Genomic DNA, 22,458 nt, shown 5'->3' with positions numbered 1-22,458 from the left:
CCGCAAAGTTCCGGACCTCGCGCGCGCCCACCGCGTCGGTGCCGACGTCGCGGTGGGAACGCGCGTTTGCGGTGCGGCGTTCTGCGCCGGACCGACATTCCGAATTCTCAGCGAGCCGACACGATGGCCCTCTTCACCCGAACCAACCCGGCCGGCGTTCCGCTCGTCGGCATCGCGCGCCTCGATGCCATGAGCCGGACGCTCGCGCGCAACTGGTGGCTCGTCGCCCTGCGCGGCGTGGTCGCGATCCTGTTCGGCGTGCTCGCCTTCGTGGCGCCGGCAGCCTTCGTGCTCTCGCTGGTGTGGTTCTTCACGGCCTACATGGTCGCCGACGGCATCTTCGCAATCATCGCGTCCGTGCGGGCGGCGCAGGCGCACGAGCGCTGGGGCTTCCTGCTGATCGAAGGTCTGCTCGACATCCTCGTCGGCGTGGCGGCCTTCTTCGTGCCCGGCGCCGCCGTGTGGGCCTTCGTGCTGCTGGTGGCGATCTGGGCGATCGTGACGGGCGCCCTGATGATCGCGGCGGCCTTCCGCCTCCACCTGCATTTCGGCCGCTGGTGGCTCGGCCTCGGCGGCCTGGTCTCGATCCTGTTCGGTGGGGTGCTGCTGGTCGAGCCGGGCATGTCGGCCCTGGTGCTCACGTGGTGGCTCGGTGCCTACGCGGTCGCCTTCGGCGTGCTGCTGGTGATCCTCGGCGTCCGCCTGCGCGACCGCCACGAGGCGGCCGGCTCGCCGATGCCCTTCCGCCACGGGGTCTGATCCATCGCCAATTCCGCCGGGCGGCGAACGGCATAGCTTCGCCCGGCCCGACTGTTCTAGAACGGCGCAACCCGGGGGCGGTCGCTCCGCATGTGCACCGGTACAGATCTGTACCCGTTCAGGAACGCGATGAGCTCACCCGACCCGGATCGACGCCCCCCCGACGCTGCCCCGCCCGACACGGGCGCCGCGGCGCGGGAAGCGGCCGCCGCCGCCAAGGTCCTGGCGCGCCAGCTCGGCATCCTCGCCGCGGGAGCGGCGCGGGGTGCCGGCCGCACGGGTCGGGATGCGGCGCGCGCCACCGGCTCGCTCGTCGGCGGCCTCGCAGCGCGGCGCCGGGCGGCGGCGGCAGCCGATCCGGGCGCTCCGGTCGAGAGTGCGGAGGCGGCGCTGCCCGCCCGGTCACTTCTGGCGTTTCGTCGAAGGCCGCTGCGCCCCATCCTCATTGCGGCCGCGCTCGTCGTCGCCCTGCCGCTGGCGGCGCTGGCCGCCTACGTCCTGTTCGCCTTCCTGACTCTGCCGCCGCTCGGCGGCGTGGTGATCGACCAGGGCCAGCGGGCGCTCACCGTCGAGGCCGACGACGGCCGGGTCTTCGCCACGCGCGGCGCGTTCCGCGGGCAGCCGATCACCAAGGCCGACCTGCCGCCCCACCTCGCCCAGGCGATCGTCGCGATCGAGGACCGGCGCTTTTACAGCCACTGGGGCATCGACCTGCGCGGGCTGATGCGCGCGGCGTGGCGCAACGCCGTCGGCGGCGGCGTGCGCGAGGGCGGGTCGACGATCACCCAGCAATATGTCCGCCTCACCTCGCTCAACCAGGAGAAGTCCCTGCGCCGTAAGGTCCAGGAGGCGTTCCTGGCGCTGCGGGTCGAATCTGAGATGAGCAAGGACGACATCCTGCTCGGCTACCTCAACACCGCGTATTTCGGCGCCGGCGCCTACGGGATCGACGCTGCGGCGCGGCGCTACTTCGGCAAGGGCGCCAAGGCCCTGACCCTGCCGGAATCGGCGATGCTCGCCGGTTTGGTGCGGGCGCCCTCGCAGCTCGCCCCGACGCGCAACTTCGGCGGCGCCAAGGAGCGCGCCGACGTGGTGCTGCAGACCATGGTCGAGACCGGCGCGATCACCGCGGAAGCGGCCGACGCGGCGCGCGCCAAGACCGTGACCCTGCGCACGCCCCCCGAGACGCCGCCGGGCAGCAACTATTTCCTCGACCTCTTGGCGGCCGACGCCAAGAAGCTCACCGACGCGCCCGGCGACCTCACCGTGCGCTCGACCCTGAACCTCGACCTCCAAAGCCTCGCCGAAGGCGTCGTCGCCCGGCGCCTCGACGCCGAGGGCGGCAAGAAGAAGATCGGCCAGGGCGCCCTCGTCGCGATGTCCAAGGACGGCGCGATCCTCGCGATGGTGGGCGGGCGCGACTACGAGGACAGCCAGTTCAACCGCGCGACCCAGGCCAAGCGGCAGGCCGGCTCGCTGTTCAAGCTGTTCGTCTACCTCACGGCCTACGAGAACGGCCTGACGCCGGAGACCGTGCTGGTGGACCGCCCGGTGCAGATCGGCGACTGGGAGCCGCAGAATTCGAACAACCGCTTCCGCGGCGCGGTGCCGCTGCGGACCGCCTTCGCCCTGTCGATCAACACGGTGGCGGCCCAGCTCGGCGACGAGCTCGGCATCCCGGCGGTGATCGCGACGGCCAAAGGGCTCGGCGTCCAGTCCGAGCTGCCGAACGTGCCGAGCCTCTCCCTCGGCTCGGCCGAGGTGACGCTGCTGGAGATGACGCGCGCCTATGCCGGGGTGCTCGCCAACCGCACGCCGGTGGAGAGCTTCGACATCCACGCGATCCGCGGCGGCGCGGCGGCCCCGCTCTACGTCCACCCGGACGCCAAGCCCGCGGCCGGCCTGCCGGGCGACAGCCGCACGATGATGCTCGATTCGCTGCAGGCGGTGGTCGACGGCGGCACCGGCAAGGGCGCGCGCGTGTCCGGCCAGCCGGTCGGCGGCAAGACCGGGACGACGCAGGACTATCGCGACGCCTGGTTCATCGGCATGACGCCGGACATGGTCGTCGGCGTCTGGGTCGGCAACGACGACAACTCGTCGATGAACCGCGTCGGCGGCGGCGACGTCCCGGCCTCGATCTTCCGCGACTTCGTGCAGCGCGCCTCGGCCCAGATGGCGAAGGGCCGAAAGCGCCCCTCCGCGGCGAAGGCCGCGCCGCAGCCGGCCGAGCCGGCGACCGCCGCCCCCGCACCGGCTGCGCCCGCCGCACAGCCCCCCGGCTCCGAGGCGCGCGGCGTGCCCGAGGTGATCGACACCGGCACGCTCTCGTTCCGCGGCCGCACCGTGCGACTCACGGGCGTCGACGGCCAGGGCGGCCACCTCGCCCGCCAGCTCGCCCGATACCTGCGCCGCCGCGAGGTGGTGTGCACGCCCGATGCCGGCGGGACCCAAGGCACCCGGTGCCGCATCGACGGCGACGACCTCGCCGCCCTGATCCTCTCGGCCGGCGGCGCCCGCGCCACCGAGGACGCCCCGCCGGACCTGTTGGCGGCGGAAGAGCAGGCCCGCTCGGAACGCACCGGGATGTGGGGCGGGCGGCGGTGACGGACGCGTGCCGGGACAGACGGCCTTCGCCCTCTCGGTCCCCACTCCATCCGGCCTGACGCGAACGCTGTCCGGCTGCTAGCGTCCCATCCGACGCGAACAGAACGTCGATGGGAGGTCACGATGCGGAAACCCGTCCTGGGCGGCGTATGCGCGCTGCTGTGCTTCGGCTCGCTGGCCCTGGCCGAGCCCGCCCCCGACCACCCGGCGACCTTCAAGCCGGCGCAGCGCGAGGGCTACTTCTTCGTCGGGGGCACCTACGAGACGGCCGGCGGCAAGGCGGCTGCGGTCGGGCAGATGTTCGTCCAGTATCACGCGCCGGCGCAGGTGACGCAGCCCTACCCCGTGGTGATGGTGCACGGCACGGCGCAGACCGGTGTCAACTTCCTCGGCACGCCCGACGGCCGTCCCGGCTGGGTCGACCGCTTCGTCGAGAAGGGTTTTGCGGTCTACGTGGTCGATCAGGTCGGGCGCGGCCGATCCGGGGACAACCCGGAGGCCTACGGGCCCTATGCGCGCCTCGCGCCGAACGACCTCGAGACGATCTTCACGGGCCAGGAAAACTTCGGCCTGTTCCCGCAGGCCAAGCTCCACACCCGTTGGCCGGGCGGAGCCGGCGTGAAGGGCAACGCGGCGTTCGACCAGTTCTATTTCTCGCAGGTCCCGTTCATCGCCAGCGCCCTGCGCAGCGAGGAGCTCGTCGACCCGGCGCTGATCGCGCTTCTGGAGAAGATCGGTCCCTCCGTCCTGCTGACGCACTCGCAGGCCGGCGTGTTCGGCTGGGCGGTGTCCGACCGGCGGCCCGACCTCGTGAAGGCACACGTCGCCGTCGAGCCGAACGGGCCGACCTTCTACGACATCCGCTTCAAGGGCGGCGCCGACTGGTACGAGAAGGTCGGCGAGGCCCGCGCGCGGCCCTACGGGATCACCCGCGTGCCGCTGACCTTCGATCCGCCGGTCTCGTCTTCGACGGACTTGGTGGTGGCGCAGTCCGAGGCGCCGCTCCGCCCCGGCCAGATCCGCTGCTGGCTCCAGGCCGAGCCGGCACGCAAGCTGCCGAACCTCGCGCGCGTGCCCGCCGTGATCGTCACGGCCGAGGCGTCGTTCCGCGCGACTATGGACGATTGCACGGGCGCCTTCCTCGAACAGGCCGGCGCCAAGCCCGACCGGCTGGCGCTGGCCGAGCACGGCATCCACGGCAACGGCCACATGATGATGCTGGAGACCAACAACGGCGAGGTCGCCGACGCGATCATCGGCTGGATTGCCGGCACGCTGAAATAGCGAGGACGCTCTACCGGAACGGCGGCTCGTCGAAGCTCCTGAGTTTGCGCGAGTGCAGGCCGTGGCGGTCGCCGCGCAGGATGTCGAGGGCGGCGAGCCCGATCAGCAGGTGTTCGGCCACCGCGCGCTCGTAGAACGCGTTGGCCGCGCCCGGCAGCTTGATCTCGCCGTGCAGCGGCTTGTCGGAGACGCAGAGCAGGGTGCCGTAGGGGACGCGGAGCCGGTAGCCCTGCGCGGCGATCGTCCCGCTTTCCATGTCGACGCCGATGGCGCGGCTGAGGTTGATCCGGCGGCGCTCCTGGCTGAAGCGCAGCTCCCAGTTGCGGTCGTCGTAGGTGACGACGGTGCCGGTGCGCAGGCGGCGCTTGAGCGCGTCGGCCTTCTCGCCCGTCACCTGCGCGGCCGCGGCCTGCAGCGCGAGCTGCACCTCGGCGAGCGCCGGCACCGGCACGTCCGGCGGCACCAGCTCGTCGAGGATGCGGTCGCGGCGCATGTAGCCGTGGGCGAGCACGTAGTCGCCGATGGTCTGCGACTGCCGCAGGCCGCCGCAATGTCCGACCATCAGCCAGCAATGCGGACGCAGCACCGCGAGGTGGTCGGTGATCGTCTTCGCGTTCGACGGGCCGACGCCGATGTTGACGAGCGTGGTGCCCTGCGCGGTGCCGTCGGCACCTTCCGCGACGAGGTGGTAGGCCGGCATCTGGAAGCGATGCCAGGGCGAGGCCGCCATCAGCGCCGCCGGATCGGCCGACGCCGCCTCGCCGCGCGTCACGGTGATGCCGCCCGGCATGACCAGCTTGGTGAAGCCCTCCGCGCCCGAGGCCAGGCGCTCCAGTCCGTGGCGGACGAACTGGTCGACGTAGCGGTGGTAGTTGGTGAGCAGGATCCAGGGCTGCACCTCGCGCCAGTCGCAGCCGGTGTAGTGCACGAGGCGGCGCAGCGAGTAATCCACTCGCACGGCGTCGAACAGGGCGAGCGGGCGCGGCTCGTCGGCCATTGGCTGCCACAGGCCGTCGGCGATCTCGTCGCCGACGAGCGACAGCAGCGGCACCGGGAACCAGGTCGCGAGCTCGGCCGGGCTCACCCGCCCGGCGCCGAGGTCGGTGCCCGGCTCGAGCACGTAGGAATACGGGATCTCCTGCGCGCTCAGGCCGACCTCGAGCCCGACGCCGTAATCGGCCACCAGCGGCTCGAGCTGCGCCGTCAGGTAGGCGCGAAAGTCCGCGGGGCTGGTCACGGTGGTGCTGTAGGTGCCGGGCGCCTGCATCTTGGCGGTGGCGCGGCTGATCCGCGGCACCGGGCCGGCGGGCCGGTAGGTGACGCGCAGCTCGGGGTAGCGGAACTGCAGCCGCTCGGCGGCGTCCGGCGGCGTGCCGCCGTCGAGGGTCCGGGTCAGCGCCGTGCGCAGGGCCTGGGTCGCGCCGGCATGCAGCTCGACGAGCCGGTCCACGGCGGTCGCGACGTCGGCCACCGTCTCCATCGGGCGCAGTTCGTTCTCGATCACGCGCGATCCCCTTGCTGCTTCGTCTCGGCTCTACACCCCCCTGCCCGGTCGCGCGAGGCGGGGCTTGCGGTCCGCGCCGACTTGTCGGAAAGCCGCCGGACGGACCGGTCGGGACGCCATGGACGCTGACAGCAACGATTTCGCGCGCCGCGAGGGCGAGGAGGCAATCGCCCTCCCCGAGCAGGCCGATGCCGGCGTGCACTTCATCGGCCGTATCCGCACGCCGTGGACCATCCGCGGGCAGTGCCCGAAGAACGGGCTGCAGACCGACGCGGCCTGCACCGTCGAGGTCGATCCGGTTTACGCCGCGGGCCTCCGGAACGTCGAGGGCGCGAGCCATCTGATCCTGCTCTACTGGATGGACCGGGCCGAGCGCGGCCTCCTCGTCCAGCGCCCGCGCCACGCGAACGGGAGCCGCGGCACGTTCTCGCTGCGCTCGCCGGCGCGCCCCAACCCGATCGCGCTCTCTGTGGTGGAGTTGCTAGGGCGCGATGGCGCGACGTTGACGGTACGCGGGCTCGATTGCCTCGACGGCACGCCGCTCCTCGACATCAAGCCCTACTACGCCACCACCGATTCCCGGCCCGGGGCCACGGTCGACCGAGCCGGGACCGTCCGCGCATGAGGCGCCGGGTCGCGCTCGCCGCCACCGCCGTGCTGCTCGTCGGCGCCGGCATCCTGGTCGGGCGGATGCTCGCCACCGCCCCTGTCAACGTACGGGCCTACGCCCTGGGACGGCTCTACGCGGTGCAGGCGCATCTCGACGAGGCGCCGGCGGCCTACGTGTTCCTGGCCGGCGATTCCCACGCGGAGCTGCAGGCCCCGGCCCAGCGGCCCTGCGGCCTGGAACTCGTCAACGGCGGCGTCAGCGGCGCCACCGCACCGGTCTACGCCGACCTCGTCGCGACCCTGCGGTTTCCCGTGCGTCCGCGGGCCGCCGTGCTGACGATCGGCACCAACGACATCCTGTCCAAGAACGACCCGCGCGACCCGGCCGCGGCGGCGCGCTACGAGGCGGCCGCGACGCGGATCATCCGGCAGCTGACGGCCACGACGGATCGCCTCGTGGTCACCGCGCTTCCGCCGATCGGGCGCGAGCTCGACGGACGCCTCGACCCGCTGGCGGTCGGCGACTACTCGGAGCGCCTGAAGGCCCTGTGCACGCGCCTCGGCTGCCGCTTCGCCGACCCGTTCGCCGCCATCCGAGACGGGACCACGGGCTTCGCCAAGCCCGGCGCGATGCGCGACGGCTTGCACTTGTCAGCCTATCGCCCCGCGCTCGCCGCCCTCGCGCCCGCTCTGTGCAGCGCCGGCACGCCTTAAGCGAACTTCCGCCGGCAAATAAGGTTGTGTCGGCGGAGACAAGTTTCCACGTTGCAGGTGCGCAACGCCCGGGAACAGGTCTAAGTATTCCGGCGACCGGGACGATCCGGCATCGCGTGGCGATGAACGGGTGAACAAGTCCCGGCGGGGTGTGGCCAATGGGTCGATCGAACGAGGGCGCAGACGAGACGCCCGACGTAAACGGAAGCACGAGCGCCATGGTGGACCCGAAGGTCTACGTGCCGGCGCTGCTGACCCTGTTGTCCAACACGCTGACCAACAACGCGTCGATCTTCTACCGGCAGCATTTCGGCGTCGGCCTGACCGATTGGCGGATCATGTACCGGCTCGCCTCGGACCCGTGGATCACCGCACACCGGATCTGCGAGCTGTCCGCCCTCGACAAGGCGGTGGTGAGCCGCAGCATCGCCTGGATGGAAAGCCGCGGCCTCGTGTTGATCCGCGGCGACGCCGAGGACGCACGCCGCCGCCTGCTGGCGCTGTCGCCCGCCGGCCTCGACCTGCACGACCGCATCACCGTGGTGGCGCTGCAGCGCGAGCGCAACTTCCTCGCCGCGCTCAAGGAAGACGAGGTGGCCGAGACGATCCGCCTGCTGACGAAGCTGGTGGACAACCTGGGCGCGTTCTCGACGCCGGTGGCGATCCCGCCGCAGCGGGTCGCCCCGATCGAGTCCGCACCGCCGACCTCGCCGCGGCGGGCGATCAAGCCGCGTTAGGCTTCGGACCGTTCGCGGCCGGCGGGCGGATCCGGTACCACCCGACGTAGAGCGCCGGCAGGAAGAACAGCGTTAGGAAAGTCGCCGCGATGATGCCGCCGATCATCGCGTAGGCCATCGGCCCCCAGAACACCTCGCGGGCGATCGGCACCATGCCGAGGCTCGCCGCCGCCGCCGTCAGCAGGATCGGGCGCATGCGGTGGCGCGTCGCCTCCACCACCGCGTCCCAGGGCCCGAGCCCGTCGGCCTCGCATTCCTCGATCTGGCTCACCAGGATCACCGCGTTGCGGATGATGATGCCGATGAGCGCCAGGATGCCGAGGATCGCGACGAAGCCCATCGGCTTGCCCGAGGGCAGGAGCGCCGCGACGACGCCGATGAGCCCGAGTGGCGCCACGCTCGACACCAGGAACAGCTTCTGGACGCTCTGAAGCTGGATCATCAGGAACACCGCCATGGTCAGCAGCATCACCGGCACCACCGCCGCGATCGGTCCCTGGCCCTTGGCCGCCTCCTCGACGGCGCCGCCGGTGGCCAGCGCATAACCCTCGGGCAGCGCCTCCGTGAAGGCGGCGATGTCGGAGGCGAGCGCCGCCACGATCGTCGGCGGCTGAGTCGCGTCGACGATCGGTGCGCGAACCGTGAGCGTCGCGACCCGGTCGCGGCGCCAGACGATCGGCTGCTCCAGGTCGAAGCCGATCCGCGCGAAGGCGAGCAGCGGCACCACCGAGCCGTTGGCCAGGCTCACCTGCAGGCTCTGTAGGGTGTCCAGCGAGGTCCGCTCCGCCGCCTGCGCCCGGCCGACGACGTTGACGAGGTAGATCGAGTCCCGCACCTGTGTGATCGAGGAGCCGCCGACGACGCCGTTGAGGATGCCGGCGATGTCCTGACTGGTGACGCCGAGCTGGCGCGCCTTGTCCTGCAGGATCTCGACCCGCAGCACCTTGCCGGGCTCGTTCCAATCGAAGGTCGGCACGCCGACATGCGGGCTCTTGGCGACGATGTCGGCGAGCGCCAGCGCCTTGGCGCGCACCACCTGCAGGTCCGGCCCGCTGAGGCGGTACTGGATCGGCCGTCCCACCGGTGGGCCGAGCGAGAGCGGGTTCACGAACACGTCGGTGCCGACGAAGTCGCGCTTCGTCCGCGCCTCGAGCTTGGGGAACAGGCGGTCGCGCGCCTCCAGCGACGTCGTCACGACGACGACCTGCCCGAAGAAGCTGTTGGCGAGCTGCTGGTCGAGCGGCAGGTAGAAACGCACCGCGCCCTGTCCGACATAGGACGACCAGCGCTCGATGTCCGGGTCGCCCTTCAACGTGGCTTCGAACCGGTCCATCTGCGCCCGCGTCTCGGTGATGGTGGCGTTCTGCGGCAGGGTGAAGTCGACCAGGATCTCGGTGCGGTCGGAGGCCGGGAAGAACTGCTGCTGCACGAAGGTCATGCCGAAGATCGACAGGCCGAGCAGCGCGACGCAGGCAGCGACCGTGAGCCAGCGCCAGCGCATGGCGGCGACGAGCACGCGCAGGAACAGGCGCCCCATGCGGCCGGGCTCGTGGCTGTGCTTCTTCATGGTCTTGGGCAGCAATGTCACGCCGATCAGCGGCGCGAACAGCACGGCCACCACCCACGAGACCAGGAGCGAGGCCGCGATCACCACGAACAGCGAGTAGGTGTACTCGCCGGCCGAGGAGCCGTTGAAGCCGATCGGCAGGAAGCCGGCCACGGTCACCAGCGTGCCCGTCAGCATCGGGAAGGCGGTGGAGGTGTAGGCGAAGGTCGCAGCCTTCTTCAGCGAATCGCCGAGCTCGAGCCGCGCCACCATCATCTCGACGGTGATCATCGCGTCGTCGACCAGCAGGCCCAGCGCGATGATCAGCGCACCGAGCGAGATGCGCTGCAACGTGACGCCCATGATCTGCATCACCACGAAGACGATGGCGAGCACCAGCGGGATCGAGATCGAGACCACCAAGCCGGCGCGCACGCCTAGGCTGACGAAACTCACCGCGAGCACGATCACCACCGCCTCGACGAGCGCCTGGGTGAAGCCGCCGACCGCCTCCTCGACGATGCGGGGCTGGTCGGAGACCAAGTGGATGCCGACGCCGATCGGCAGCTTGGCCTCGATCAGGCGCATCCGCGCCTTCAGGTCCTCGCCGAAATGCAGCAGGTTGGCGTTCGGCCGCATGGCGATGGCGAGACCGATCGCCGGCTTGCCATCGACGCGGAACAGCGCCGCGGGCGGGTCCTCGTAGCCGCGGCTGATCTCGGCCACGTCCGAGAGGCGGAAGAAGCGGTCGTTGATCCGCAGGTTGATCGTCTCCAGCGAGGTCTCGGACGAGAACTGCCCGCTCACCCGCACCGAGACCCGCTCGGGGCCGGCCTGGACCACGCCCGAGGGCGAGATCGCGTTCTGGCTCTGCAGCGTCTTGATCAGGGACTGGATGTCGATGCCGTAGCCGGCGAGCTTGCGCGTGGAGAAGTCGAGGAAGATCGTTTCCTTCTGCGTGCCGAGCAGTTGCGTCTTGCCGATGTTGGGCACCTTGAGGATCTCGGTGCGCACGCCCTCGACGTAGTCGCGCAGCTGACGGTGGCTCAGGCCGTCGGCGGTGAAGCCGTAGACGTTGCCGTAGACGTCGCCGAACTCGTCGTTGAAGAACGGCCCCTGCATCCCCTGCGGGAAGGTGCCCTGGATGTCGCCGAGGCGCTTGCGGACCTGGTAGAACGACGGCTGGATCTCGGACGCCTTCGTGGTGTCGCGCAGCTGCACGAACACCGTGGCGTTGCCCGGCGTGGTGTAGCTGCGGACGTAGTCCAGGGTCGCGACCTGCTGCAGCTCCTTCTCGATCCGGTCGGTGACCTGCTCGAGGGTGTCGCCGATCGTGGCGCCGGGCCAGACCGCCTGCACCACCATCGTCTTGATCGCGAAGGGCGGGTCCTCCTCGCGGCCGAGGCCGCGATAGGCGAGCGTGCCGGCCACCAGGCAGATCGCCATGAGGAACCACACGAACGAGCGGTGCGACAGCGCCCATTCCGACGCGTTGAAGTTACCCACGATCGGAAATCCTGCCCACGATTCAAAATCCGCCCACGATCAAAGGTCCTGCGTGCCGGGAACGGCGATGGGCGTATCCGCGAGGCGGATCGCCTGGCCCTCGGCGAGGGAGTAGACGCCGGCGACCACGACGCGGTCGCCGGCCGAGAGGCCGCTCGCGACGCCGACGTAGTCGCCCCTCCGGTCGGCCACCGTGACCGCGACGCGCTTGGCCGCGTCGCCGGCGGCGTTGACGACCCAGACCGCGTCGCGGCCGTCTGCGCTCAGGATGGCGGTGGCGGGCAGGACGAAGCGCGGCGGGACCTTGCGCACCAGCGAGACGGTGATCGTCGCGCCGAGCCGGAAGGCGCCCGGCGGGTTCTCCAGCGACATCCGGATGCGCCGGGTGCGGGTGCTCGAATCGGCGAAGGGCGCCGTCTCGCGCACGGTGCCGACCGCCGTCACCGTGGGCGCGCTCTGGAGGGCGACGGTGAAGCGGCCGTCCTTGGGCATGGCCGCGACGAGGTCGTCGGGGATGTCCACCACCGCTTCGCGCACCTCGGGCCGGGCCACGGTCACCACCGTCTGCCCGGCGGTGAGATCCTGCCCGATCTCGGCGTTGCGCTGGGTGACGACGCCGTCGAAGTCGGCGTGGAGCTCGGTGTAGCCCATCTGGTCGCGGGCCTTCTGCAGGCTCGCCTGCGCCTGGGTCAGGCGCGCCTGCGCCGTGTCGCGGTTGGCCACCATGCCGTCGAGCTGGGCCTGGGTGACGTTGCCGCCCTCCATCAGGCGACGCGTCCGCGCCTCGGTGGCGGCGGCGTTCTCGGACTGCGCCTTGGCGTCGGCGACGTCGGCTTCGGCGCGGGTCATGGCGAAGCGCGGCACCACCGTGTCGAGGGCGGCGAGCCGCTGCCCCTTCTTCACGAGGTCGCCGACGGTCACGTCGCGGGCGACGACGCGGCCGCCGACCTGGAATCCGAGCTGCGACTGGTAGCGCGGCTCGACCGTGCCGGCGAACGGCCCGAACCGCACCGCCTCGATCGGCTTGGCGACGGCGTACAGCACCGGCCGCACCGGCGGCGCCTTCGCCTCCTCGGCGGGCTTGCAGGCGGCGAGTGCGAGCAGCGATGTCCCGGCGAGGATGGTGACGAGAGGCAGCTGGATGCCGCGAAACGCGGAATGCCTCACGCTTCCATCCTTCACCTGCGGCGCGGCGTGACACGCGGGTCCCCTCTCCCGAGCGGGAGAGGGACAGGGTGAGGGACGAGAACTCACCGGAGAGGTCACGCCCCTCACCCCAACCCTCTCGCCCTGGGAGAGGGGGCCGCGATGCGACGCGCGGAAACCGTCAGCGATCGGGTGAAACACCATCACTTCGCGGCTCCCGTCGCGACCTGCTCGGCCACCGTCACGGTCTGGCCCGGGCGAAGGAACTGGATGCCGGCGATGACGACCTCCTCGCCGGACGCGACGCCGCCCGCCAGGGCGATGCTGTCGGGGCCGTAGCGGTCGATGGTCACGACGCGCGGCGCGACCGTCCCGGCGCTTGGGTCGCGCACCCACACGGCGGGCTGGTTCTTCCAGCGGTAGAGGGCCGACCACGGCAGCACGACCGCCGCATGGCTCTGGAACCGGCCGCGACCGATCACCACCGCGCCGAGCGTCATCGCCGGCGGCGTCTCCTTGAGGCCGACCTTCACCCGCACCGTGCCGGAAGCCGGGTCGACGCTGGGCGAGATCTCGCGGACGCTGCCGAGGGCGGTGACCGTCGGGTTGCCCTGAAGCGTCACGTCCACGGTTCCCGATTGCGGCGGCGCGGCGAGCAGCGCCTCGTAGACGTTGAAGACCGCGTCGCGCGGCCCGTCCTGCGCCAGGGTCAGGACCGACTGCCCCGCCTGCACCACCTGGCCGACCTCCAGGGACCGGCTCAGCACCACGCCGGCCACGCCCGACCGCAGCTCGGTGTAGGACAGCTGCTCCTGCGCGGTCCCCAGCGCCGCCTTGGCCGAATCCACCGCGGCCTGGGTCGTGCGCAGCTGCTGCTCGGCGTTGTCGTAGGAGGGCCGCGTGGTGTAGCCGCTGGCCATCAGCTGCTCCTGGCGCTTGAACCCGAGCTTGGCCTGCGTCGACAGGGCCTCGGCCGAGGCGAGCGCGGCCTGCGCGTTGGCGAGGTTCGAGCGCTGCTCGCGCGGATCGAGCCGGGCCAGGACCTGGTCGGCGGCGACGTGGTCGCCGACCTCGACGAGGCGGGTCTCGATCTTGCCGGCGGTGCGGAACGAGACGCTGGTCTGCCCCTGGGCCTGGACGTCGCCGGTGAAGACGGCGTCGGAAGCGATCATGCTCTTCGTCGCGATCACGGTGCGCACCAGGGTCTGCGCCATGAGGCCGACCGGCGCACCGGCTTGCGGTTCGGCTTGTTCGGCGCTTGCCGCGGCCGCCGCGAGCAGCGCCGCGGCAAGAGCGGAGACAAGCACGACGGGGAAACTTCGGTTCACGGCGTTCCTCGGCTCCGCACGCTCTATCGCGGCGCGAACCTATCCACTATCTTACCGACCGTCCAGACGGTTTTTACGGGGTAGGGAGATGGACGACGTGACGGCCAAGGCGCGCAGCCGCCGGCAGGACCGCGCCGAGGTGATCCTCGACGCGGCCGAGGCGCTGCTGCGGCGCTCGGGCACCCGGACGCTGACCATCGACGCGGTCGCCGTGGAAGCCGGCTTGAGCAAGGGCGGGGTGCTGCACCACTACGCGTCCAAGGACGCGCTGTTGACCGCTCTGGCCGTCCGCAAGGTCGGCCGGATCCGCGTCGGCATCGCCGCGTGCCTCGCTTCCGCCCCCCACGGGCCGGCGGCGCTGCCGCTCGCGGTGGTCGCGCATGCACGCCAGGTCTACGCCGAGGAATGCGGCTTTCCCGATTCGCTGCTGATCGCGTCGGCCGACAACGCCGACGCGGCGGCGGCGTTCTCGCAGTTCCTGAGCGAGCTGCTCGCCGCCATGGGCGCGGCCGAGGCGCGGTCGGGCCAGGGGGCGGCGCTGACCTTCGCGGTGCTGGGGTTGATGCTGAGCCGGTCCCTCGACTTCCACCGCATCGACGGCGCGCCGCTGGACCGCCTGTTCGACGCGCTGGAGGCGCAGGCGCGCGCACTGCCGAAGGCTCAGTAGAGCGCGTTGGCGGCGAGCGCCTGGAACACCAGGGCGTGGCGGTTTGCGAGCGCGTCGACGTCGTGGGTGTAGCCGCCGCCGATCACCGCCACGAGGGGGATGCCCCGCGCCCGCGCCTGCCCGACGACGTAGCGGTCGCGCGCCAGCAGCCCGTCGTCGGTGAGCGCGAGACGCCCGAGGCGGTCGTCCCGGTGCGGGTCGACGCCGGCGTTGTAGAAGACGAGGTCGGGCGCCAGCGCGTCGAGCAACGGCGGAAGCCGCGCCTCGAGCACGGCGAGGTAGCCGGCATCGTCGAGCCCGTCGGGCAGGCCGACGTCGAGGTCGCCGGCGATCTTGGCGGTCGGATAGTTCTTCTCGCAATGGATCGACAGCGTGAACAGGTCTGGTGAGCGGGCGAGGCAGTCGGCGGTACCGTCGCCCTGGTGCACGTCGCAATCGACCACGAGCGCCCGACGGATCGCACCCTCGGCCTGCAGCGCGCGGGCCGCGACCGCCACGTCGTTGAACACGCAGAATCCCGCCCCCTGCTCGCGCCGGGCGTGGTGGCTGCCGCCGGCGGCGCTGCCGGCGAGTCCCTGCACCAGGGCGAGGCGCGCGGCGAGCAGCGTGCCGCCGACGGAGGCGCGCGAGCGTCGGACCACGCTCTCGTCCACGGGCAGGCCGATCGCCCGCTCGATCGCCCGCGGCACCGCGAGCCCGAGCACGGCTTCGACGTAGGACGCGTCGTGGGCGAACCGTAGGAGGTCGGGCGAGGCCGGCTCCGGCGTCGTGAACCCGCGCGGCGCCAGCCCGCGCTCCATCAGGACCTCGGCAAGCCGCCCGTACTTGCGCATCGGGAAGCGGTGCCCGGCCGGGAGGATCGCCTCGTAGGCCGGATGGAACACGATGGGCGGGATCACCGCCCGAACGTCAGGTCGGCGGCGATGCGGTCGGCGAGCGCCCGGCCGCTGTCGAAGGCCGCCTCGATCCGCGGACCCAGGCACCAGTCGCCGGCGGCACCCAGCCGCTGCGCCGGATCGTAGAGGCAGGGGTGGCCGAGCGCCGACTCGACCATGGCGTAGCGCCAGCGGTGGACGGCGGCGTAGGTCGGGCGGACCGACGTCCCCAGGCGCGCTTCGAGGGCGGCGACCAGGGCGGCCTGCACTGCCTCGCGCGCCTCCTCCAGGTGGGCGCGCGACCAATCCGGCGCGGCGTGGACCACGAGGCGATGCCCGGGCGCCCGGCCGGGCTTGGTCTCCTCGCGCGCGATCAGCGCGATCGGACTCTCCGGAAACGTGAGATGCGCTTCCGGGAAGCCTGGTGCCGCATCGAGGTCGAGCAGCAGCGACCAGCACGGCGCGTAGGATGCGCGCTCCGGCCCCGGCAGCGCGACGCCGCTCGTCTCCATCAGCGCCGTCACCTGCGGCGCCGGGAAGGTCACCGCCACGGCGGCGAATGGGCCTTCGGTCGCGCCCGCGGCATCCGTCAGCATCCAGCCGCGATCCCCCCGCGCGACGCAGGCGATCGTCGTCTCCAGCGACACCGGCAGCCCGTCGAGCAGGTGGCGGACAGGCGCCGGCATGCCGGGCAGGCCGACCTCGCGGCCCTCGACGTCCCAGGGCGCGGCGACGCCGGCGGCGATCCAGGCCGCGCATTGCGCGCGAAACGCCTCGCCCTTCGCGCGGAAGAACTGTGCGCCGTGGTCGAAGCGGGCGCCGGCTTGCGTGCGCCGCGTCGCCATGCGCCCGCCGATGCCGCGGCCCTTGTCGAAGACGCGGACGTCGAGGCCGGCCTCGGCGAGGCGCCGGGCGGCGGCGGCACCCGCCATGCCGGCCCCGAGGATCGCGACGGTTCCGCCTCCGGCCAAAGCTTCGCTCCCTCATCCGCTTGGTGCTGCTGTCATACGGCTGAAACGCGCGCGCTGTTAGGGGCAGTCAGCCGACGCGGCCGCGCGCCGCGGGACAGGCCGGTTCGGAGATGCCCGCCGCATGGGTCTCGTCAGCACCTTTCCGGCCCCGGACGGCACCACGGTCGCCCTCGTGCTCTGCGCACTCCTGACGGCCCTGCACCTCGCGAGCCTCGTCGTCGCCGGCCGGCGGATCGGGCGACATGCGTCCGGGACGACGTTTCCGGTGGGCGCGCCCGTCTCGCTGGTGCGTCCGGTCTGCGGCCTGGAGACCTTCAGCGAGGAGACGCTCGCCCGCGGCTTCGCCCTCGACTACCCGGCCTACGAGATCGTCTTCTGCGTCGCCGACGCCGCCGACCCCGTGCTGCCGCTGGTCCGCCGGCTGGTCGCGGCGCACCCGCGGGTCCCGGCCCGCATCCTCGTCGGCGACGAGCGCATCAGCGACAACCCGAAGCTCAACAATTGCGTGCGCGGATGGGAGGCGGCGCGGCACGATTGGATCGTCATCGCCGATTCGAACGTGCTGATGCCCACCGATTACCTGCAGCAACTGCAGGCCGCCTGGCGCGACGACACCGGCCTCGTCTGCTCGACGCCGATCGGCGCCCGCCCGGACGGGATCTGGGCCGCGGTCGAATGCGCCTTCCTCAACACCCTGCAAGCCCGCTGGCAATATGCCGGCGAGGCGGTGGGGCTCGGCTTCGCGCAGGGCAAGAGCATGCTCTGGCACCGCCCGTTCCTCGAGGCGCGGGGTGGCATCCGGGCGCTCGCCGCGGAGATCGCCGAGGACGCGGCGGCGACGAAGCTCGTGCGCGCGGCCGGCCGCCGGGTCCACCTCGTCGCCGCGCCGTTCGAGCAGCCGCTGGGGCGCCGCGCGGCGTTCGAGGTCTGGTCGCGGCAGATCCGCTGGGCGCGCCTGCGCCGGGTGACGTTCCCGCTGTTCTTCGCGCCCGAGATCGCCAGCGGCACCTTGCTGCCGTTCGTGATTGCGGGGTCGCTCGCGGGCACCTGGACAGCGGCGGCCGGGCTCGCGGCGCTGTCGGCTTTGGGCTACGCGGCCGAGTTCCGGCTCGCCGCGCGCGCCGGCTGGTTCCACGCGCCGCGGCTGCTCGTCGGCTTCCTGCTGCGCGACGCCCTGATCCCACTGGTCTGGTGCGCGGCCTGGACCCATCGCGCGATCGTCTGGCGCGGCAACGCCATGGACATCCGCCTGAAGGGCGCCGTCGGCCCGCGCGCGGTCCTCCGGCGGGCACGCGCCGCCTGAGGCGGTTGCATCGCGCTGTGAACGGCGCGATGCCGAGCCTGTCGCCCATAGCAACGGTCAGCCCGTGCGCATCGCCATCCTCGAAGCCGGCTCGCCGCCGACGCGGCTCGCCCGCTTCCCGTCCTACGGCGCGATGACCGCGCGCATGATCGGCCCGGCGCATGCCGCCACGATCCTCGACGTGCGCGCCGGCGAGCTACCAACAGACCCGGATGCCTTCGACGGCTACGCGGTCACCGGCTCGGCCGCCGGCGTCTACGATCCGCTGCCCTGGATCGCGCCGTTGATCGGGTTCCTGCGCGCGCTGCCACCGGGCAAGCCGCTGGTCGGCATCTGCTTCGGCCATCAGGTCATGGCGGAGGCCTATGGCGGCCGCGCGGTCCGCTCCGGGAAGGGCCGCGGGCTCGGGCTCCACAGCTATGCGGTGACCGAGTGGGCGCCGTACATGGACGACGCGGACCGGATCGCCGTGGCGGCCTTCCACCAGGATCAGGTCGTCGAAGCTCCGCCCGCCACCCGGGTGCTGGCGGCGAGCGCCTTCACCCCCTACGCGATGCTGGCCTATGAGGACCGTGCCGCGCTCTCGGTGCAGTTCCACCCGGAATTCGAGCCCGATTACACCCGCGCGCTGATCGCCGGCCATTCGGAGGCGCAGGACGACCCCGAACGCGCACGGGCCGCGCTCGTCTCCCTCGACGCACCGGACGACCGGCACCGGGTCGGAGGCTGGATCCGTCGGTTCCTCGAAGGCAAATAGCCCAAGGGACCAAGGGTCAGGTACGCCCCACGTCCTGCTCGATCAGCATGCGGACGTAGCGGGTGAAGGGGATTCCCTTCGCCTTGGCCTTCGCCTTCACGGCGTCGAGCAGAGGTTGCGGGATATGCATGTTGAAGGCCGCAGCCTTCGTCTCGAACGCGAACGGCACCGGAACCATCGCCGAAAAATCGTATTCGGTTAGGTCCGCCTCTGCGACGAAGCGCTCTGCCTCGTCATCTGTCGTCAGCACGGGCCATGGCGTCTTCATAGCTCTTCACTTCTTTCGCATGCATGTACCGCGAACTGATCGGTCGTATCATGGTCCGACCATCTATCTGGCGCAGCGTGAAAACCACGAACACGAAGCGCCCTGCCTCCGTCCGGCCGGCCGTTCGCAAGCGTTTCTCGATCGGGCTCGGATCGTCGACGACGAAACGCGCGGACGCGATGACGTGTTCGATCTCACCCTTCGAAACGCCGTGCCGGCCGCATTTGGGCCAGTTGCCCCCATCCCATTCGAAGCCCGCGACCGTCAGCATCGCCGTACAGACTGTTCGCTCGCGACGACGAACGCAACACAGGCCGAAAGTGACCGGCCGGCGACCAACCGCTTCCTGAGAGCGTCGGGAGACTGCATCGCCCCAACTTCAAAATCTGAATTTGTCATCGAGAAGCGGAGACTGACACCCGGCAAGGCATCGGGGCCGCTTTCGGATATGACACTTTTGGTGCGGGTAGAGGGAATCGAACCCCCACGCCTTGCGGCTGGCGATTTTGAGTCGCCCGCGTCTACCAGTTCCACCATACCCGCGACGGGGAGCCTTTTCGCACAGGTTCCGCGGTCGGGCCAAGCCCTTTCCGGGCTCGCGCCGCGTGCGCCGGCACGCTGGTGCGTTCGGGCCGGCTGTGCTCAAAGGGCGCCCTCTCCCCGAACCGGATGCAGACGGTCCCGATGATCCGCCGCCTCTACGAGTGGATACTCGCGCTCTCAGGCAAGCCGTCGGCGCCCTACGTGCTGGGTGCCGTGGCCTTCGCCGAAAGCTCGTTCTTCCCGGTTCCGCCCGATGCGATGCTGGTGCCGATGGCGGTGAGCCGGCCCGACCGGGTCTGGTTCTACGCGCTGATCGCCACGGTCGGCTCGGTGCTCGGGGGTCTCGTCGGCTACGCCATCGGCGCGCTGCTGTTCGACTCGCTCGGAACCTGGCTGATCCGCCTCTACGGGCTGCAGGACAAGGCCGCGACCTTCCAGCAATCCTATGCCGAGTACGGCCACTGGGTGATCCTGCTGAAGGGCCTCACGCCGATCCCCTACAAGCTCGTGACCATCACCTCGGGCTTCGCCCATTACAGCCTGTTCTGGTTCACGCTGCTGTCGATCGTCACCCGCGGGGCGCGCTTCTTCATCCTGGCGGGGCTGCTCGGGCGCTACGGCGTCCAGATCCGCGGCGTGCTTGACCGGCACCTCAACGCGGTCGTCGCGATCTCGGTCGCGGTGATCGTCCTCGGCTTCGTCCTGTTCAAGGTGATCCTCTAGATGAGCTACGCCGCCCTGCTGCGCCTGCGCCGCGCCGCGCTCAGCCTTCTGATCGGCTCCGTGCTCACGGTGGGCGCCGCCCTCGTGCTGCAGTTCGGCTACGGCTACGCGCCGTGCAAGCTCTGCCTGACCGAGCGCCTGCCCTACTATGCCGCCGTGCCGTTGAGCCTGCTGGCTCTCTTCCTGCCGGAGCGGCTCTCGCGCCTGGCCCTCGGGCTGGCCGCGGCCGGCCTGCTCTACGGGGCCGGGCTCGGCGCCTACCATGCCGGCGCGGAATGGGGGTTCTGGCCGGGGCCGACCGATTGCGGTGGCGGGACCGGCGCGAACCCGGCCGCCGTCGGCGACTTCCTGAACGCCCTCCAGACGACGAGGGTGGTCGATTGCTCGGTCGCGGCGATGAAGGTGCTCGGGATCTCGCTCGCGGGCTGGAACGCGGTCGTCGCCTTCGTGCTCGCCAGCGTCGCCGGCACGGCCGCGGCAAAGCCCTGACGCGACGACCGGCGCCGGCCCGTCCGGCGGTTCAATTGCGGTCGTCGGGTATCGGCGGGAGCGGTGCGACGTCGATGCCCTCGTCGATGAGGGCGCGGGCCTCGTCCGGGCTCGCCTGCCCGTAGATCGCACGCTCTTCCGTCTCGCCGTAATGGATCTTGCGCGCCTCCTCGGGGAAGCGCGTTCCGACATGCTCGGCCGAGGCGACGACCTGCTCGCGCAGGGTCCGGAGCATCGCGCGGATGCGCCGCTCGGGCTCGCCGGTCGTCGGCATCGCCGAGGGCGGCGCCGGGACGACCGGAGCCGCCTCGCCGTCCGCAGCGGCCCGCGCCCGGTCGGTGCGGGCGAGGCTCGGCGCCATCAGGCCCTTGGTGACGTGCGTCGAGTCGCAGACCGGGCACGTCACCAAGCCGCGCGCGGCCTGTTCGTCGAAGGAGTCGGAGGAGGGAAACCAGCTGTCGAAGCCGTGCCCGGCCTCGCACACGAGGTTGTACCGGATCATGCCGTCACGTCGTGGCGGCTCCGGGCGTGCCGACGCGCTCGACGGTGAAGGGCCGCCCGTGCTGGAGCGAGGGGATCCGCGCCCGCGCGTCGGCCACCGCGGCGAGGTCGATCTCGGCCAGGATCACGCCTGGCTCGGTGCCGCCCGCGTCGGCCAGCACCCGGCCCCAGGGATCGACGATGAGCGAGTGCCCGTAGGTCTCGCGCCCGTCCTCGTGCTTCCCGCCCTGCGCCGCCGAGATCATGAACGATCCGGTCTCGATGGCGCGGGCCCGGTGCAGCACGTGCCAATGCGCCTCGCCGGTCTGCTTGGTGAAGCAGGCAGGCGCCGTCAGCACCGAGGCGCCGGCTTCGGCGAGCGCCCGGTACAGCGCCGGGAAGCGGATGTCGTAGCAGATGCCGAGCCCGATCTCGGCCCACGGCGTCGGCGCCACGACGGCGCAGGCGCCGCCGGTATAGGTCGAGGATTCCCGCCAGCGCTCGCCGCTCGGCAGGTCCACGTCGAACAGGTGAAGCTTGTCGTAGGCCGCGACGATCGCGCCGTTGGCGTCGATCAAAAAGGCACGGTTGGCGACCTTCTCGCCCGCGAGGATGGCGAGGGAGCCGACCTGCACCACCGTCCCGGTCTCGCGCGCCACGTCGCGAAGCGCCGCCAGCGTCTCGTCCTCGTCCTGGCCGCGAACCACGGCGAACAGTCGCGCCCGATCGCGCTCGACGAGCGAGGTCATCTCCGGGGTCTGGACGAACTGCGCGCCGCGGGAGGCGGCCTCGCGCACGCCGGCCACCGCCGCGTCGCGGTTGGCGGCCGGGTTGCGCCCAGACCGCATCTGCACGCAGGCGGCGACGAAGCGCGGCTCAGGCATTGGCCGACGCCGTCAGCAGCGCATCGAGCTTGCCGGCCTTGTCGAGGGCGTAGAGGTCGTCGCACCCGCCGACATGGGTCTCGCCCACGAAGATCTGCGGCACGCTGGTGCGCCCGCCCGCCCGCGCCATCATGGTCGCGCGCTCGCCCGGCGCCTTCTCGACGTCGATTTCCCGGAACGCGGCGCCCTTCTCCTTCAGCAGGCTCTTGGCCGCCGAGCAGTAGGGGCACCACGCCGTGGTGTAGATCGTGATCGGATGCATTGGCGTGTTCGCGTCCCGCGGATGACACGAACCATATAGCGGCCTACGGTCCCGAACGCCTATGGCCGGAACGTCACGCCGGCCGCCTCAAGCGGCCAGGAGCTTCTCGACCTCGTTGACGAGGTCGCGCAGGTGGAAGGGCTTCGACAGCACCTTAGCGTCCTTGGGGGCCTTCGAATCCGGGTTCAGCGCCACGGCGGCGAAGCCCGTGATGAACATCACCTTGATGTCAGGGTCGAGCTCGGTCGCCCGGCGGGCGAGCTCGATCCCGTCCATCTCCGGCATCACGATGTCGGTCAAAAGCAGCTCGAAGGGCTCTTCGCGCAGGCGGTTGTAGGCCGAGAGGCCGTTGTCGAACGACAGCACGTCGAAGCCGGCGTTCTGCAACGCCTTGGCCAGGAACCGGCGCATGTCGTTGTCGTCTTCCGCCAAGAGAATTTTCATCAGACGGTTCCGAACCCTCGAATCGCAACGTTCTTTTCATAAAGGGCGGCTT

The 22,458-nt window shown here is 71.3% G+C and carries 23 protein-coding genes and 1 tRNA gene; 11 read left to right on the top strand and 13 right to left on the bottom strand.

Annotated elements, in window-relative coordinates; translation table 11 throughout:
• Positions 1-123 precede the first annotated feature (123 nt).
• From FV234_RS01855 to FV234_RS01845, 3 genes are all read left to right on the top strand, one after another.
• Entirely contained in the window at positions 124-759 is a 636-nt protein-coding gene (locus FV234_RS01855; RefSeq protein ID WP_147763929.1) for an HdeD family acid-resistance protein, read from the top strand.
• A gap of 129 nt (positions 760-888) precedes the next feature.
• A complete protein-coding gene (locus FV234_RS01850) occupies positions 889-3,366 on the top strand; it encodes a PBP1A family penicillin-binding protein (RefSeq protein WP_147827933.1) in 2,478 nt (825 codons plus the stop codon).
• 123 nt (positions 3,367-3,489) lie between these two features.
• The gene (locus FV234_RS01845) at positions 3,490-4,650 is read left to right on the top strand and encodes an alpha/beta hydrolase (RefSeq protein WP_147827932.1); all 1,161 of its coding nucleotides are present in this window, start codon (positions 3,490-3,492) and stop codon (positions 4,648-4,650) included.
• A 10-nt stretch (positions 4,651-4,660) separates the two neighbouring features.
• On the opposite strand, the gene FV234_RS01840 is transcribed toward FV234_RS01845, so the two are convergent.
• Positions 4,661-6,130 carry an AMP nucleosidase gene (locus FV234_RS01840; protein WP_210250839.1) on the bottom strand — a complete coding sequence of 490 codons (1,470 nt, stop codon included), beginning with the start codon at positions 6,128-6,130 and terminating at the stop codon, positions 4,661-4,663.
• Positions 6,131-6,272: 142 nt separating this feature from the next.
• Here FV234_RS01840 and tsaA point away from each other — a divergent pair, with 142 nt between their 5' ends.
• The 3 genes from tsaA (at position 6,273) to FV234_RS01825 (ending at position 8,214) form a co-directional block, all read left to right on the top strand.
• Positions 6,273-6,779, top strand: coding sequence for a tRNA (N6-threonylcarbamoyladenosine(37)-N6)-methyltransferase TrmO (gene tsaA / locus FV234_RS01835; protein WP_147763319.1), 507 nt, complete (start codon positions 6,273-6,275; stop codon positions 6,777-6,779).
• Positions 6,776-7,477: an SGNH/GDSL hydrolase family protein gene (locus FV234_RS01830; RefSeq protein ID WP_147763320.1), complete on the top strand. Its 702-nt coding sequence runs from the start codon at positions 6,776-6,778 to the stop codon at positions 7,475-7,477. The genes tsaA and FV234_RS01830 overlap by 4 nt, the downstream gene beginning before the upstream one ends.
• Before the next feature lie 218 nt (positions 7,478-7,695).
• A complete protein-coding gene (locus tag FV234_RS01825; RefSeq protein WP_187273549.1) occupies positions 7,696-8,214 on the top strand; it encodes a MarR family winged helix-turn-helix transcriptional regulator in 519 nt (172 codons plus the stop codon).
• Here the strand turns inward: FV234_RS01825 and FV234_RS01820 are convergent.
• The 3 genes from FV234_RS01820 to FV234_RS01810 all read right to left on the bottom strand — a co-directional run bounded on the left by FV234_RS01820 (position 8,201) and on the right by FV234_RS01810 (position 13,740).
• Positions 8,201-11,266 (bottom strand): efflux RND transporter permease subunit, encoded by a 3,066-nt coding sequence (locus tag FV234_RS01820; protein ID WP_147763322.1) that lies wholly within the window; start codon positions 11,264-11,266, stop codon positions 8,201-8,203. The genes FV234_RS01825 and FV234_RS01820 overlap by 14 nt on opposite strands.
• A 39-nt stretch (positions 11,267-11,305) precedes the next feature.
• Positions 11,306-12,433, bottom strand: coding sequence for an efflux RND transporter periplasmic adaptor subunit (locus FV234_RS01815; protein ID WP_246686100.1), 1,128 nt, complete (start codon positions 12,431-12,433; stop codon positions 11,306-11,308).
• Between the two features lie 182 nt (positions 12,434-12,615).
• A complete protein-coding gene (locus tag FV234_RS01810; RefSeq protein ID WP_147763323.1) occupies positions 12,616-13,740 on the bottom strand; it encodes an efflux RND transporter periplasmic adaptor subunit in 1,125 nt (374 codons plus the stop codon).
• Between the two features lie 88 nt (positions 13,741-13,828).
• Here FV234_RS01810 and FV234_RS01805 point away from each other — a divergent pair, with 88 nt between their 5' ends.
• Positions 13,829-14,407 carry a TetR/AcrR family transcriptional regulator gene (locus FV234_RS01805; RefSeq protein WP_306422431.1) on the top strand — a complete coding sequence of 193 codons (579 nt, stop codon included), beginning with the start codon at positions 13,829-13,831 and terminating at the stop codon, positions 14,405-14,407.
• On the opposite strand, the gene FV234_RS01800 is transcribed toward FV234_RS01805, so the two are convergent.
• Positions 14,401-15,303, bottom strand: a complete 903-nt coding sequence (locus FV234_RS01800; protein ID WP_147827969.1) for a histone deacetylase — start codon at positions 15,301-15,303, stop codon at positions 14,401-14,403. The two genes, FV234_RS01805 and FV234_RS01800, sit on opposite strands and share 7 nt — an antisense overlap.
• A complete protein-coding gene (locus FV234_RS01795; protein ID WP_147763324.1) occupies positions 15,303-16,253 on the bottom strand; it encodes an FAD-dependent oxidoreductase in 951 nt (316 codons plus the stop codon). Before FV234_RS01795 ends, FV234_RS01800 begins: the two co-directional genes overlap by 1 nt.
• A 121-nt stretch (positions 16,254-16,374) precedes the next feature.
• Between FV234_RS01795 and FV234_RS01790 the strand changes: the two genes are divergently transcribed.
• On the top strand, positions 16,375-17,556 hold the full coding sequence (locus FV234_RS01790) for a ceramide glucosyltransferase (protein ID WP_147763325.1): 1,182 nt from the start codon (positions 16,375-16,377) through the stop codon (positions 17,554-17,556).
• A gap of 64 nt (positions 17,557-17,620) precedes the next feature.
• The gene (locus FV234_RS01785; RefSeq protein ID WP_147827930.1) at positions 17,621-18,313 is read left to right on the top strand and encodes a gamma-glutamyl-gamma-aminobutyrate hydrolase family protein; all 693 of its coding nucleotides are present in this window, start codon (positions 17,621-17,623) and stop codon (positions 18,311-18,313) included.
• A gap of 16 nt (positions 18,314-18,329) precedes the next feature.
• Here the strand turns inward: FV234_RS01785 and FV234_RS01780 are convergent, their stop codons facing one another.
• From FV234_RS01780 to FV234_RS01770, 3 genes are all read right to left on the bottom strand, one after another.
• Positions 18,330-18,563, bottom strand: coding sequence for a CopG family antitoxin (locus FV234_RS01780; RefSeq protein WP_238272545.1), 234 nt, complete (start codon positions 18,561-18,563; stop codon positions 18,330-18,332).
• A complete protein-coding gene (locus FV234_RS01775) occupies positions 18,547-18,852 on the bottom strand; it encodes a BrnT family toxin (RefSeq protein ID WP_210246516.1) in 306 nt (101 codons plus the stop codon). Before FV234_RS01775 ends, FV234_RS01780 begins: the two co-directional genes overlap by 17 nt.
• Before the next feature lie 187 nt (positions 18,853-19,039).
• Positions 19,040-19,124: transfer RNA gene (locus FV234_RS01770), tRNA-Leu, on the bottom strand.
• 141 nt (positions 19,125-19,265) lie between these two features.
• On the opposite strand from FV234_RS01770, the gene FV234_RS01765 reads away from it, so the two are divergent.
• Both FV234_RS01765 and FV234_RS01760 read left to right on the top strand, forming a co-directional pair.
• Positions 19,266-19,847, top strand: coding sequence for a YqaA family protein (locus FV234_RS01765; protein WP_147727379.1), 582 nt, complete (start codon positions 19,266-19,268; stop codon positions 19,845-19,847).
• The gene (locus tag FV234_RS01760; protein WP_147763328.1) at positions 19,848-20,336 is read left to right on the top strand and encodes a disulfide bond formation protein B; all 489 of its coding nucleotides are present in this window, start codon (positions 19,848-19,850) and stop codon (positions 20,334-20,336) included. It begins immediately after the preceding gene.
• 31 nt (positions 20,337-20,367) lie between these two features.
• Here the strand turns inward: FV234_RS01760 and FV234_RS01755 are convergent, their stop codons facing one another.
• The 4 genes from FV234_RS01755 to FV234_RS01740 form a co-directional block, all read right to left on the bottom strand.
• Positions 20,368-20,838 (bottom strand): DUF1178 family protein, encoded by a 471-nt coding sequence (locus FV234_RS01755; protein WP_147763329.1) that lies wholly within the window; start codon positions 20,836-20,838, stop codon positions 20,368-20,370.
• 4 nt (positions 20,839-20,842) lie between these two features.
• Positions 20,843-21,700, bottom strand: a complete 858-nt coding sequence (locus FV234_RS01750) for a carbon-nitrogen hydrolase family protein (RefSeq protein WP_147763330.1) — start codon at positions 21,698-21,700, stop codon at positions 20,843-20,845.
• On the bottom strand, positions 21,693-21,962 hold the full coding sequence (gene grxC / locus FV234_RS01745) for a glutaredoxin 3 (protein WP_147763331.1): 270 nt from the start codon (positions 21,960-21,962) through the stop codon (positions 21,693-21,695). The genes FV234_RS01750 and grxC overlap by 8 nt, the downstream gene beginning before the upstream one ends.
• An 87-nt stretch (positions 21,963-22,049) precedes the next feature.
• Entirely contained in the window at positions 22,050-22,406 is a 357-nt protein-coding gene (locus FV234_RS01740; RefSeq protein ID WP_147727374.1) for a response regulator, read from the bottom strand.
• Positions 22,407-22,458 lie beyond the last annotated feature (52 nt).

Source organism: Methylobacterium sp. WL8 (genome assembly GCF_008040045.1).
Classification (GTDB): domain Bacteria; phylum Pseudomonadota; class Alphaproteobacteria; order Rhizobiales; family Beijerinckiaceae; genus Methylobacterium; species Methylobacterium cerastii.
The sequence above is the reverse complement of the archived record's forward strand: the minus strand, read 5'-3'. Positions and strand labels throughout refer to the sequence as shown.